Origin of the sequence: Polyangium sp. y55x31, assembly GCF_029946505.1 — a bacterium.
Classification (GTDB): Bacteria; Myxococcota_A; Polyangia; order Polyangiales; family Polyangiaceae; genus Polyangium.
In genome coordinates, this window is the sequence record NZ_JARZHG010000040.1 from 92,089 (window position 1) to 104,991 (window position 12,903).

At 71.4% G+C, this 12,903-nt stretch carries 7 protein-coding genes; 6 read left to right on the forward strand and 1 reads right to left on the reverse strand.

The genetic code is table 11. The features are described 5' to 3' along the window. Positions 1-26 precede the first annotated feature (26 nt). From QHF84_RS41685 to QHF84_RS41705, 5 genes are read left to right on the forward strand one after another with little or no spacing between them, the layout of a single operon-like run. The gene (locus tag QHF84_RS41685; RefSeq protein ID WP_281319135.1) at positions 27-1,271 is read left to right on the forward strand and encodes a serine/threonine-protein kinase; all 1,245 of its coding nucleotides are present in this window, start codon (positions 27-29) and stop codon (positions 1,269-1,271) included. Further along, a complete protein-coding gene (locus QHF84_RS41690) occupies positions 1,268-4,354 on the forward strand; it encodes a hypothetical protein (protein WP_281319136.1) in 3,087 nt (1,028 codons plus the stop codon). The genes QHF84_RS41685 and QHF84_RS41690 overlap by 4 nt, the downstream gene beginning before the upstream one ends. Then, positions 4,351-6,657 carry a cyclic nucleotide-binding domain-containing protein gene (locus QHF84_RS41695; RefSeq protein WP_281319137.1) on the forward strand — a complete coding sequence of 769 codons (2,307 nt, stop codon included), beginning with the start codon at positions 4,351-4,353 and terminating at the stop codon, positions 6,655-6,657. The genes QHF84_RS41690 and QHF84_RS41695 overlap by 4 nt, the downstream gene beginning before the upstream one ends. A 17-nt stretch (positions 6,658-6,674) precedes the next feature. Then, complete coding sequence (locus tag QHF84_RS41700; protein ID WP_281319138.1) at positions 6,675-8,930, forward strand: NAD(P)-binding domain-containing protein; 2,256 nt, start codon at positions 6,675-6,677, stop codon at positions 8,928-8,930. A gap of 58 nt (positions 8,931-8,988) precedes the next feature. Then, the gene (locus QHF84_RS41705; protein ID WP_281319139.1) at positions 8,989-10,536 is read left to right on the forward strand and encodes a VWA domain-containing protein; all 1,548 of its coding nucleotides are present in this window, start codon (positions 8,989-8,991) and stop codon (positions 10,534-10,536) included. 140 nt (positions 10,537-10,676) lie between these two features. Here the strand turns inward: QHF84_RS41705 and QHF84_RS41710 are convergent, their stop codons facing one another. Beyond that, entirely contained in the window at positions 10,677-11,444 is a 768-nt protein-coding gene (locus QHF84_RS41710; protein WP_281319140.1) for a hypothetical protein, read from the reverse strand. A gap of 107 nt (positions 11,445-11,551) precedes the next feature. Between QHF84_RS41710 and mltG the strand changes: the two genes are divergently transcribed. Then, complete coding sequence (mltG, locus tag QHF84_RS41715; protein ID WP_281319141.1) at positions 11,552-12,796, forward strand: endolytic transglycosylase MltG; 1,245 nt, start codon at positions 11,552-11,554, stop codon at positions 12,794-12,796. Positions 12,797-12,903: the final 107 nt, after the last annotated feature.

Here is a 12,903-nt window from a genome sequence, read left to right on the forward strand (position 1 = left end):
TAAGTCCGGCGGATCGGAGACGCGTGATGGAGCAGCTCGGTGATTACCTCGTCCGGCGCCTGGTCGGCGAGGGGGGGATGGGCAAGGTCTACGAGGGCGAGGAGCGCCTGTCGAAGCGGCGCGTGGCCCTCAAGGTCCTGCACCCCGAGCTCGCGAGGAGTGAGACGGGCCGCAAGCTCTTCGTGAACGAGATGCAGATCCTCGCGCACCTCGAACACCCGAACGTGGTGCGCAGCCTCGCCAGCATCGAGGCGAACGGCCAGCTCGCGATGGTGCTCGAGTACCTCGACGGACGCACGCTGCGCACGGTGCTCGGCGAGGAGGGGCGGCTCCCGTGGACCGAGGCGATCCGCATCATCGCGGCCGTGGCCTCGGCGCTCTCCGCGGCGCACGGGCAGGAGCCGCCGATCATCCACCGCGATCTCAAGCCGGAGAACATCATGATCCTGACCGACGGCACGGTGAAGGTCATGGACTTCGGCATCGCCAAGATGCTGCAGGCGATGAACCAGACCAACACGCAGAGCGTGGGCACGCTGCAGTACATGAGCCCCGAGCAGATCGACGCGCGCACCATCGATCACCGCGCCGACCTTTACGCGCTCGGGCTCGTGTTCTACGAGCTGCTCGCGGGCAAACCGCCGTTCTCCTCGGCCTCGCCGCGGCAGCTCCTGAACCTCCAGTGCACGGCGGAGCCGCCGCCGCTCGAAGCGGAGGTGCGGGCCGGTTTGCCGAAGGGCGTCGAGCAGCTCCTCTTCCAGCTCCTCGAAAAAGCGCCGGAGGATCGGCCCTACTTCGCGCAGGACGTGGTCGAGCGGCTCGAACCCTTCCAGGTCGCCGCGCCCGCGCCCGCGCGCACGAGCCCCGGCCGCATGAGCTCGCACGGCGCGACCACGCCGCACCAGAAATCCCCCACGCCCCGCACGATCCCCGAAGCGCCCGAGCCTTCCGACGAGGGCAGGCCCGCGACGCGATCGAGTGACCCGCGATCGGACAGGTCCAGCGACGACGCGAAGGCCACGCGGCGCGAGAGCGGCGGCGCGGGCGCGCGCAAGGACACGATCGCGCTCGTCGATCAGGTGGATCAAGGGCGCGAGGTGCCGATGAAGGTCGCGGTCGGGATCATCGTGGGGCTGTCGCTGCTCGCGGGGCTCGGCGCGTATCTCGTGCGATCGACGCAATCTCCGGAGGACTCGTCCACGGGCGCGCCGACGGCGACGGCGACAGTGACGGCGAAGAGCACGGCGACGGGGAAGGTGAGGGGACGATGATGAAACGCGCGCGCCCCGAGGCGAGCGGGATCGAGGCTGGCGCGCCGTTGCCGCCGCTCGGGCGCGCGACGCGTTTCGCCTGCGAGGGCGGGCGCGAGCTGTTTCGTCTCCCTGCCTCGGACGAGGCCGCGGCGCGGCGGCTGCTCGGGTTTGGCGAGGCTTCGATCGGCGGGTTCACGCTCGGCGGCGCCGACGACGAGGGCGTGTGGATCGTGCGCCGGAAGCTCGGGACGAACCTCGCGGAGCTCGTGCGCGAGCGGAAGGGGCCGTGGCCGTGGCGCGAGGCGCTCGGCATCACGCTCGCGGTCGCCGAGGGGCTCGCCGCGTGCGAGAAGGCGAGCCTCTTTCCGGGGCCGCTCTCGCTCGAAGGCGTGTACGTCGACGAGGAGGGCGCCGTGGTGGTCGCGGCGCCGCGGCTCGTGGGCGCGATCCTGGGCGCGCCGGAGGGCGGATCTCGCGGCGGATCGGCGGAGATCTCGCCGCGCTGGACGCCGCCCGAGCAGGCCGCGGGGGCCGTGTGGGACAGCGCCGCGAATCGGTACGTGCTCGGACTTTTGCTGTACCGACTTCTCGCGGGGGAGCACCCGTTCGCGGGCGCGGGCCTGCGTCATGCGCTCGACGAGGCGGCGCAACGCGAGGCGCCGCCGTTCGTGGACGCCGTGGCGCGCGCGCTTCCGACGGGTTTGCAGAGCCTTTCCTTGCGGCTGCTCGATCCGGATCCGGCGCGGCGGCCGGATCGCGCCGTGACGATCACGCAGGAGCTCGGGCGTTTTCTGCGTGGTGAAAGCGTCGAAGCCGCGGCCCCGCGGCCTGCGCGAGATCGCAAGCCCGCTGAAATCCGCGCGCGAAAGGCGGATGAACCCGCGGGCGTATCGGCCGAACGACCCGCGCCAGCGCAACGTGCGTCCGCGGGAAAACCGGCCTCTGCAAAGAATGCCTGGATCTCCGCGGGTTTGCCCATCGGGGCGGGCCTGCTCGTCGCGGCGCTCGCTTTCTCGCGCCTCGCGCCTGCGCCGGCGGAGGCGCCCAAGCAGGACATCTCGCCCCTCACGCCGATCTCCGTCGTCGGCACCACGAGCGAGGCCTGCGCCTCGTGCCATCCGCGCCAGGCCGCGGAGTGGCGCCGCTCGGTGATGGCGCATTCGGTGAAGAGCCCGCTCTTCAATGGCCTCGAGAGCCTCATCGAGGAGCAGGTCGGCCGCGACGAGGATTGTCCGAACGGCGCCGGCATCCTCCGCCGCGTCAATGCTTCCACGGCCTGCCGCAATCGCCAGAGTGGTTTGCCCGTGACCGGCTCGGGCGGCGAGCACTGGTGCGTCAATTGCCACAGCCCCGCCGAGAAGATCGAGCGCCCCTTGCCGGCCTGGGACGGCCGCGCCGGCGGCGATCCGACGACGCGCAAGCCCGTGCGCGACTTGCTCGGCGCGCAGGGCATCGAGGGCATTTCCTGCGTTTTTTGCCACACCGTGCACGGCCCCGTGGGGGCGCGCGGCGGCGGTCGCGGCGGCTACGAGGGCAACCCCACCTGGACCTCGTTCGTCACGGGCGCCGTTTTTCCGGCCAGACCCGAGGACAACCGCGGATTGTTCGGCATCGCGAACAGCGGCTACGAACTGCGTAGCGATGAGCTCTTCTTCGAGAGCTCTCGCGCGCCGCGCCCCATTGCTTCGGCGTCGACGGCCGCGCCCGACAGCGTCGAGCCGCTCGTGCACCGCCGCCCGAGCGAGCGCGCGAACGCTTATCTCCGCACGAGCGAGTTCTGCGGGAGCTGCCACGATGTGCGCCTCTTCGGCTCCGACGTCCTCGGCGTGCAGAAGGGCGAGCATTTCAAGCGATTGCGCAACGCCTACTCAGAGTGGGCCGCCTGGGCCCGCGACGAGGAGCGACGCGGACGAACGCCCGCGACCTGCCAGGACTGCCACATGAGCACGTATCCCGGCGTTTGCGAGCCGGGGCCATCCGCGAACGGCCAAGCCGAGCCCGAATGCCCGCCCGGCTCCCATTTCGTCGCCCGCGCGCCCGGCGTGTTCCCGACGGGGCGCTCCGCCGACAACTCGCCCAAGGCGACGAACGTCAGCACGCATTACTTCTCCGGCGTCGATCTCCCGCTCTCCGACGAGTTCCCCAATTCGCTCGTCGACGAGACGACCCTCGACGTGCACGGCATCCCGCTCGGCGCGCGCCGCCGCCGCGACCTGCTCCTGCGCCACACCTTCCGCTTCGAGATCGACGGCGCCCGCCGCGGCGGCGCGGGGCTCGAGATCCCGATCGTCGTGGAGAACGTGGGCGCCGGGCACCGCGTCCCCGCCGGATTCAGCCAGGAGCGCGAGTTCTGGGTGCACCTCGTCGTGCGGGATCGCGACGGCGGCGTCGTCTACGAGGTCGGCCGTGTGGGCCGGCCCGACGAGGATCTGCACGACAAAACGTTCGTCCGCGTGAACACGAACCCCTCGTCGCTCGACGAGCGCGGCCGCCCGATCGGCCTCTTCGGCGCCGACGTGCGCGACGGCCCCGATGTCCCGCGCTGGTCACCTCCGCCCGAGCGCGGCGGCACCTCGTTCCGCGGCAAGGGCCTCGTCAACTTCCAGAACGGCTTTCTCCGTTGCGTCCGCTGCATCGGCGTGATCGGCCCCGACGGCCGCTGCGAGCCCGGTCCGGGGCAAGGGTTTTTCCGGGCCGATCGCTTCGACGACGGCGATTACGACATCGACACGGGCGAGTGCCGCTCGAACCTCTCGCTCGATCACGCGCTCTTCGAGACGTACTTCCCCGTCGGCGCGCTCGACGCGTCGCGGGGCCAGGTGCGCGGGCCCGACGCGATCGTCGACACGCGATCACTCCCGCCGAACGTGCCGATCCGCTTCACGTACGACCTCGACGCCGGCACGCGCCGCGGGCCCTTCCGTGTCGAGGCGCGCCTGCTCTTTCGCGCGTTCCCGCCCTTCTTGATCCGGGCCTTCGCCGGGTACGAGCGTGAGCAGGCGCGGCGCGGCCTCCGCCCGAACGGGCCGAACGTGACCGAGGACATGTTGCGCCGGCTGGAGATCGTCGAGCTCGCGCGCGTCGACGTGGAGGTGCCGTGACCTCGGGTTCGCCCGCGGCCTCGGGAGAGCGCGCGGCGTGGCCTTCGGCGGTGTGGGAGACGCCGGTGTTTCGTGGCCTCGACGCGCGCGCGCGCCGCGAGATCGAGGACGCGGGGCGCATGGTATCCGTGGCCGAGGGCGAGGTCGTGTACCGCGCGGGCGAGGCGGCGGGCGCGTTTTACGTGGTCGCCGAGGGGATCGTCGCGCTCTCGGCCGTGCGTCGCGGCGAGGATCGGGAGAGCGAGCTTCGCGTGGCGGGCAAAGCCGCGTCGTTCGGCGAGGAGGCGACGGCGTTCGGGGCGCGCAGCGCGACGGCCACGGCGCGCGCCTCGTCGCGGCTCTGCGAGGTGCCGGCGCACGTCTTTCAGCGCGCGGCGGCGCGCAGCGGCAAGGCCGAGGTCGCCGAGCGGCTCGAGCGGATCCTGCGCCGCGCCGCCACGCGCGACCTGCTCCACACGATGGCCTTCGCCCGCGCCCTCGATCCCGAGGACGTCGACGTCCTGCTCGACGCGGCCCGTTACCAGCGCTTCGAGCGCGGTCAGCCCGTCTACCGCGAGGGTGATCCCTCGACGGACCTCTTCCTCGTCGCGGACGGGATGATCCAGATCCAGACCGACGACGGCGAGCGCCTGCGCGTCCGCGCCTACCTCGGCCGCGGCGATTTCTTCGGCGACGCGGAGATCGAGGCCGGATCGCCGCGCCTCACGAGCGCCGTCGCGAGCGGCCCGTCGCTGCTCATCGTCATCGACGCGCGCACGTTCCGCGGCATCACGGCGCGCCATCCGGATCTGTTTGCCGCGCTCCGCCGCATCGCGCTCGATCAGCAGGCGTCGCAGCGATCGGTGATCGGCCGCGCCGCGGAGAACGCCACGCAGCACGCGTTTCGGGACCTCTACCGGCTCAAGGTCGCGCGCTCGCTGCTCGTCATCGACCTCGAGACCTGCGTGCGTTGCGGGCATTGCGCGTGGGGCTGCGCGGAGCTCCACGGCGAGGCGCGGATCGTGCGGCGCGGCGACAAGATGGTGGCGCGGGTCGAGGCACGATCCGAAGCGCCGCGCAGCTTGCTCTTGCCGAACTCGTGCCAGCACTGCGCGAACCCGAGCTGCATGATCGACTGCCCCACGGGCGCGATCGGCCGCGAGCCGGACGGCGAGGTCTTCATCCGCGAGGCGCTCTGCACGGGCTGCGGCGCCTGCGCCAAGGCCTGCCCCTGGGACAACATCCAGATGGCGGCCCGCCCCGCCGATTCGCCGCGCCCAGCGGGCGGCGCCTACCCCGACGTCGCCGTGAAATGCGACCTTTGCCGCGGCTACGAAGGCCCCGCGTGCGTGCAGGTCTGTCCCACCGGCTCGATCTTCCGCATGAACCCGAGCGAGGAGCTCGCCGACGTGCGCGACCTCGTCCTCGGCGGATCCACGGCCCGCGCCGAGGTCCAGAAGCAAGGCGCGAGCGCGACCGGCCTCGTCGCGGGCGGCGCGATCGCGGGTGCGGCGATCGCGGTCGTCGGCGCGATCATGCACGCGCGAGGCCTCTGGCGCGCGGACGCGGGGCTCGGCGGCGCGGCGGGCATCCTCGCGGCCGTGGGGTTCGTCCTGCTCGTCCTGTACGCCGTGCCGAAACGCCTCGTGCGCCTGTGGATGCGAAAGCGCGCGGGCGAGGAGAACGCCGAGCCACGCACGCCGGTCGCATCCCGCGTTCGTCCGCAGCTCGCGATTCACCTCGCGCTCGGCCTCGTCACGACGGGCCTCGTCTTCGCGCACGCGCCGATGCACCCGATCGCCCCGTCCACGGCCGGCGGCGCGCTCCGGCTCGTCTTCCTCGTGAGCGCGCTCGTGGGAGGCCTCTCGGCGCTCGCGTACGCCTTCGTCCCGCGCCGCATGGCCCGCATCGAGCGCTCGGCCGCGCTGCCCGAAGACTTCGCCGCCGCGCGCCGGGACCTCGTCGACAGGCTCTATCGCGAGGTGAGCGGCAAGAGTGATCTCGTGAAAAAGATCTTCGAGAAGATCCTCGTGCCGTTCGCGATGAGCTCCGCGGGACCGCTTCTCTTGCTCGCCTCGGGCAGGACGCTGCGTCAGGAGGAAGAGGTCTTGCGCGCGCGGATCGAGCGGGTCCTCGAAGGCCGCGGCAAAGAGCGGCTCGCGGGGCTCGACGGGCTCGTGCGGATCGTCGTGGAGCTCCGCGCGCTGCCGGCACAGAGGCTCCTTTTGCGGCTGCTCCGCGTGGGGCTGCCCCTTCACATCCTGACGTTCGGCATGGCGATGGCGCTGCTCGTGGTCCACGTGGCGGCCGTGATGAAGCGGTGAGGGGAGGCGATCGTTCCATGGCAGATCGCGATCGTCGGGACGAACCATCCGCGGGCAAACCTCCGGCGGCGTTGCCCACGCTTTACGCCTCGCCCCTCGGCGACGCGCGCGATCGTGCCGCCGTCCCGCGCGAGCTCCCTCGCGGCCGCGCGGCCAAGCGAGCCGAAAAGACCTCCGACGTCACCCGCTTCCGCGGCGTCCTCACCGCGACGGTCGTCGCGGCCGCCGCAGCGGGCCTCTCCGCGTTCCTCTTCCCACCCCCTGGCGGACACGCCTCGCCCGGCCCCCTCTCGCGCCCGCACGCGCGCGCCGCGAGCGTCACCTGCGCGAGTTGCCACGGCACCGCAGGAGCCGAAAAACGCCCCGACGAAGCCTGCGCCTCCTGCCACGGTGCCCACGCGCCGCGACGCCGTCCGCACGAGCGCCTCTTCAAATCCGGCGCCCTCCGCTGCTCGACCTGCCATCCCATCCACCAGGCCGATCAGGGCGTCGCCTTCGTCCCTGGCGAGCCGCCGATCCGCTTCGCTCCCGGCGTCGAGCGCGCCCTCGACGACGCGACGCCCGCGCGCCTCCAAGCCACGGTCCCCATCGTCACCGCCGCGAGCTGCAAGGGATGCCACGACCCGCGCTCGCCGCGGGATCCCATCTCCCGCTGCTTCGCCCCCGGCACCGAGAAGCTCGGCCCCGACAAACCGTCCCTCTGCTTCGACGAACATCAGACCGCACTGCCGCCGGACGCGCCCGATCGCCCCGGCGCGCAGGCCCGCGGCCGCGTCTGCGCCGCGCAGCACGGCGACGATCGCCCCGTCGCCTGGGACGCCGCGCGCGACGTCGCCCTCGCCGTCCCGAAGCTCGATCGACCCGCGACGAGCGCCCTCTCGTGGCTCTGGCTCGGCACGGGCACGCTCGCGTTTGCGCTCACGCTCGGCCTCGTCCGCGGCTCGGGCGCCCTCCGCGCGCGCCGCCGCAGATCCCAGGACAAACCCCAGACCACCGAAGCGCGGCTCAAGCCCCAGACCCGCATTCGCCTCCCGCAGATCGACACCCAGACCTGCCTCGGCTGTTACGCCTGCGTCGACGCTTGCCCCTACGACGTGCTCGAAGTGCAGAAGTACGTCGCCGTCGTCGTGCGCCCCGAGGCCTGCTGCGGCCTCACGCTCTGCGAGCAACGTTGCCCGAACGGCTCGCTCCGCATCACCGACGGCGACACCATCGGCGACAGGCCACGCATCGACGACGCCCTCCAGAGCGAGGACACCCCCGGCCTTTTCCTCGCCGGCGACGTGACGGGCCTGCCGCTCATCAAAAACGCGATCCTCCAGGGCGCACACGCCGTCGAGAAGATCGCCGCGAGCCTCGAAGCGGAAGGGCCGCTTCCGGGCTCCGGCGAACGGCCGAAGGACCTCGTCATCGTGGGTGCGGGCCCCGCGGGCATCAGCGCGGCGCTCCGCGCGAAGGAGCTCGGCCTCTCGTTCGAGGTCATCGAGCAAGGCTCGGTCGCCCAGAGCATCCGCAGCTTCCCCCGCGGCAAGCTCGTCTTCGATCAACCCCTCGACCTGCCCCTCACGGGCAAGCTCTGGCTGAAAGAATCCACGAAGGAAGAGCTCCTCTCGCACTGGATGCGCATCATCCGCAAGGAAGAGCTCCCCATCCGGCAAGACACGCGCATGACGGCCGTCTCGCGCGAGGCCGAGGGCAAGCTCTTCCGCATCGCGATGGAGCCGCGTGAGGGTGGCCCGCCGCGCGACGTCCTCGCCCGCCGCGTGCTGCTCGCGATCGGCCAGCGCGGCACGCCTCGCCGCCTCCCCATCGAGCTCTCGCCCGACGTCGAGGCCCGCGTCCATTACCACCTCGCCGACGCCCGAAGTTTTGAGGGCAAACGGGTCGTCGTGGTCGGGCTCGGCGACGTGGCCATGGAGATCGCCGTCGCCCTCGCCCGGCAGCCCGGCACCACCGTCACCGTCGTCCACCGCGGCCCGACCTTCACGCGTGGCAAGTCGCGCAACATCGACGAGGTCAAGCGCATGCACGCCGCCGGCCGCCTGAGCCTGCGCTTCGAGACCGAAATCGCCGCCCTCGCCCCGGACGCCGCCACCCTCCGCACCCGCGGCCGCGACGAGCGTGTCCCTTACGACGCCGTCTTCGTCCTCATCGGATCCATCCCCCCCTGGGACACCTTGAAAGCCTGCGGGGTCCGTGTGGCCGCGGAAGCGCACATGGGAGCAGATCGTTCCGCCTCGATCTTCGTCCAAGGACCCACCGGCGCACCGTAAGCTCGTGCTCGCGAGCACCGTTGTTGCAGGCGCCGATGCTCGAGACCCGGAGAGAGCCATGAAATCGTCCCGTGTCGCCGTCCTCGCCTTCGCAGGCATGCTGCTCACGAGCCTTTCCGTCTATTCGTTCACCCCTCCCGGCGGCCTGCCGTCCTCGCCCGAGCCCACCATCGGCGCCGAAGCGATCGAAGACGACGGGACGACCGAGAAGACGACGGACCCGACGAACCAAGTCGAGCTCGCCCACTTCACCGCGGGCTCGACCGTGATGATCGACGGGCGCATGGGTCACCCGAAGATCCTCAAGAACCAGCGCGGCGAGACGTTCCTCATGCTCGAAGCCCGCGCGAACGGAGGCGATCGCGCGAAAGCCGCGCCCCAGGTGAACCTCTCCATCGTCATCGACCGCTCCGGCTCGATGAAGGGCACCCGCCTCCGCAACGCGATCAACGCTGCGATCGGCGCCGTCGAGCGCCTCCACGACGGCGACATGGTCTCGGTCGTCACGTTCGACACGCGCACCGAGGTCGTCGTTCCAGCCGTCGTCATCGGGCCCTCGACCCGCAGCTCGGTCGTCTCGTCGATCTCCGGCATCACGCTCGGCGGCGACACCTGCATCTCCTGCGGCATCGAGACCGCCATGGCCGAGATGAACCGCGCAAGCGACGGCCGCATCAGCCGCATGATCGTCCTCAGCGACGGCGACGCAAACCATGGCTTGAAGGACGTCCCCGGCTTCCGCAGCCTCGCACAGCGCGCCCGGGACCGCGCCATCGGCATCTCCACCGTGGGCGTCGACGTCGATTACAACGAAAAAATCCTCTCGGCGATCGCCGTCGAATCGAACGGCCGGCATTACTTCGTGGAGAACGACGCCGCGCTCGCCCGCGTCTTCGAGGGCGAAGCCGAGGCCCTCACGCAAGCCGTCGCGAGCGGCGCCGAGGTCGACATCGATCTCGCCCCCGGCGTCGAGCTCGATCGCGTCTTCGATCGCTCCTTCCGCCGCAGCGGGAGTCGCATCACCGTCCCACTCGGCACGTTCAGCGGCGGCGACGTGAAGACCGTGCTCGTCAAGCTGCGCGTCCCCGCAGGTTCGAACGGCGAGCTCCCCGTCGCGACCGTCGACATGCGTTACAAAGACCTCGTCAAGAACGAGGACGGCCGCTGCAGCGGCAAGCTCGGCGTCGAGGTCGTGGACGAGAACGCGAGTGATCTCGACGCCGTCGTCGCCGGCCGCATGAACCGGAGCGAGACCGCCTCCGCCCTCGAAGAGGCGAACCGTCTGTTCGAGCAAGGCAAGGTCGCCGAGGCCCGTCGCCGCATCGAGAGCCGCGAGCAAGCCCTGCGCGACTCGGCCGCGAAGGCAAAGACCAGCGCCCCCGCAGCCCGCGCCGCCGACGTCGCCTCGGACTTCGACCGTCAGCTCGCCGTCGTGCAGCAAGCGCAATCCGGCTTCGCCGAGCCGCCCATCGCCGCCGCGCCGCAGCCCGCCGCAGGCCCGTTCGCCACGCCGCCGCCCACAGCCGCGCCCCAGCCCACAGAGACCCGTCAAGGGCGCAAGGCCGTTCGGTCGAACCAGGAAGCGGCGACGAACATGGGATTCTGACGAGGGGGAGTTACTTGCAGCGTTGCGCCGGGGTTTCACCCCGGGCCCGACCAGGGGCTGTTCGCCCCTGGACCCGAACCAGGGCGCAGCCCTGGACCTCGGGTGCATCGACCGCGATGCGGTCGATGCAAGAGAGAGTTTCAGCCGTCCGCGCCCGTTTCCGCCCTCGTCGCCGCCAGTTCGAACTCGTTCGTCTCGCCCGGTTGTCGCTGCGAAGGCTTGAGCTTCCCCGCCAGCTCCTCCAGGCCCGCCAGCGCGAACGCCGACGACAGGACCGCCGCCCCACGGCTGAACGCGCGATCGTTCGCCTCCATCGCCGCCCGCTTCTGCCGGAGCGTCGCCTCGGCCTCACGCGCCTCGCGCGCCACCGCCGCGAGCGCCTTTTCCAGCGGCGGAAGCTCGAGCTCGAGCTCCTCGGCAAACGCCTCCCGATCGAGCGACAACCCCCGTCGCCGCGGCGCCGGCAGCCGCACCGACTCGTCGCGCAGCGCATCGAGCACCGAGCGCCCGATCGTCGCGAGCACCGAAGGATCCGTCGGCACCGCTTCGAGCAGGTGCAGCCGCGGCAAACCCGCCATCCCGCACGTCGTCTCCACCGCCGCGCGCAGATCCACCAGGATCCGCCGCACCTTCTCCACCGCCTCGTCCCGCGCCTTGCGCGGCGCCGCGTCGTCCGCGAGCTCCCGCTCGTGGGCCGCGTCGGCGCGCACGAGCGCCTCGTTCTCCGTCGCGATGAGGCGTCCCACGAGGCGCAAGAAGAGCGACACGTCCGGCATCTCCTCGTCGGGGCGGAGGTGCGGCGAGAGCAGCTCGGCGACGCGCATCGCGACTTCGTTGGCATGCGTGTGCGCTGCCGCGGCCACGGCGCGCGCGGACTTCTGCCGATCGGTGACGGCCTTGGATGCCATGCAGGGAAAGGACCTCCTCGACCGAGGCATCATCACCCTCGGACCCGCCCCGTGGCAACGTTCGGCTTGACGCCCTTCGGCGTTTGATGCTTTGCACCCTACCTGCCGTGCCCACGAGAGCCCCGTCTTCCCCCGGGCGTCGCCGCCGCCGCGCGTCGCCCCAAGCGCCCTCCGAGGCCGGCGCGCTCCCCTCGTCGTCGCCGCCGCCGCCTTCGCCGAGGAAGCCCCGCCCACGCCTCTCGCGGCGCGCCCGCGCGGCCCTCTTCGCGCTCGCGGGCGCGGCCGCCGCCGTGGGCCTTTCGCTGCTCGCCCTCGTTCTCGGCTACGGCCACCTTCACGCGCCCGACGCGGGCACCACGGTCGAGATCGACTGGCCGGCCGGACTCGACAGCGATGAGGCCGCAGCGCTGCTCGCCCGGCACGACCTCGTCCGCAGCGAGGGCGCGATGGCCATGTTCCTGCGCACGACCGGCGGCACGAGCGCGTTCGTCCCGGGCCCGCACCTGCTCGCGCAGGGCCTCGATCCCTGGGATCTCCGCCACCTCCTCGAACGTTCGCCCAAGCGACCCACCACGCGCGTCACCATCCCCGAGGGCTTTCATCGGTTCGACATCGCGACGCGCCTCGAAAAACTCCGCGTCGCTGGCAAGAACGCCTTCCTCCGCGCGAGCGCCGATCCGCTCCTGCTCGACGAGCTCGGCATCGAGCGCAAGGGCGCGCTCGGGATCGAGAGCGCCGAGGGATACCTCTTTCCCGCGACGTACGATTTCCCGCTCGACACCGATCCCCGAGAGATCGTCCGCCGCCTCGTCACGGAGGCCGATCGCCGCTGGGCTGCGCTCGCGGTGCAGCATGCCGCAGGCTTCGCGTCGCTCCGCAATACGCTCGGGTTTGGCCGCCGCGAGGTCCTGATCCTCGCCTCGATCGTCGAGAAAGAGGCGGTCCAGCCCGACGAACGACCGCTCATCGCGAGCGTCTTTCTGAACCGGCTGCTCGATCCCACGTTCAAGCCGAAGCGTCTGCAATCGGATCCCACCGCGGCTTACGCTTGTTTTTCCGAGCCCGACGTCGTCCCGGCCTGCGCCGGCTTCGCGGGCAAGATCACCCCGGCCATCAACCGCGATTCGAAGAATCGATACAGCACGTACGTGAACGACGGATTGCCGCCCGGTCCCATCGCGAACCCCGGCGCTCCGTCCATCGAGGCCGTGCTCGCGCCGGCGGCGACGAAATACCTCTATTTCGTGGCCAAGGGAGGCGGCCGGCACACCTTCAGCGAGGCGCTCGACCAGCACAACGAGGCCGTCCGCAAGCTGCGCGCGACCACGACGAGCGCCGAGAGACCCGAATGAACCCCCCCGATCGAAAGCGACAAACGTTCGTCTCGAAAAACACCCTGCGGCTCGCCGGCCTCTTGGCCGCGCCGCTCCTCGTGGCCTGCTCGGGCGCCACCGCGCCC

Bases quoted from the DNA above. Each gene is read 5' to 3' on its own strand.
- QHF84_RS41700 (WP_281319138.1), top strand. From the start codon at position 6,675: ATGGCAGATCGCGATCGTCGGGACGAACCATCCGCGGGCAAACCTCCG.
- QHF84_RS41705 (WP_281319139.1), top strand. From the start codon at position 8,989: ATGAAATCGTCCCGTGTCGCCGTCCTCGCCTTCGCAGGCATGCTGCTC.
- QHF84_RS41685 (WP_281319135.1), top strand. From the start codon at position 27: ATGGAGCAGCTCGGTGATTACCTCGTCCGGCGCCTGGTCGGCGAGGGG.
- QHF84_RS41710 (WP_281319140.1), bottom strand. From the start codon at position 11,444: ATGGCATCCAAGGCCGTCACCGATCGGCAGAAGTCCGCGCGCGCCGTG.
- QHF84_RS41690 (WP_281319136.1), top strand. From the start codon at position 1,268: ATGATGAAACGCGCGCGCCCCGAGGCGAGCGGGATCGAGGCTGGCGCG.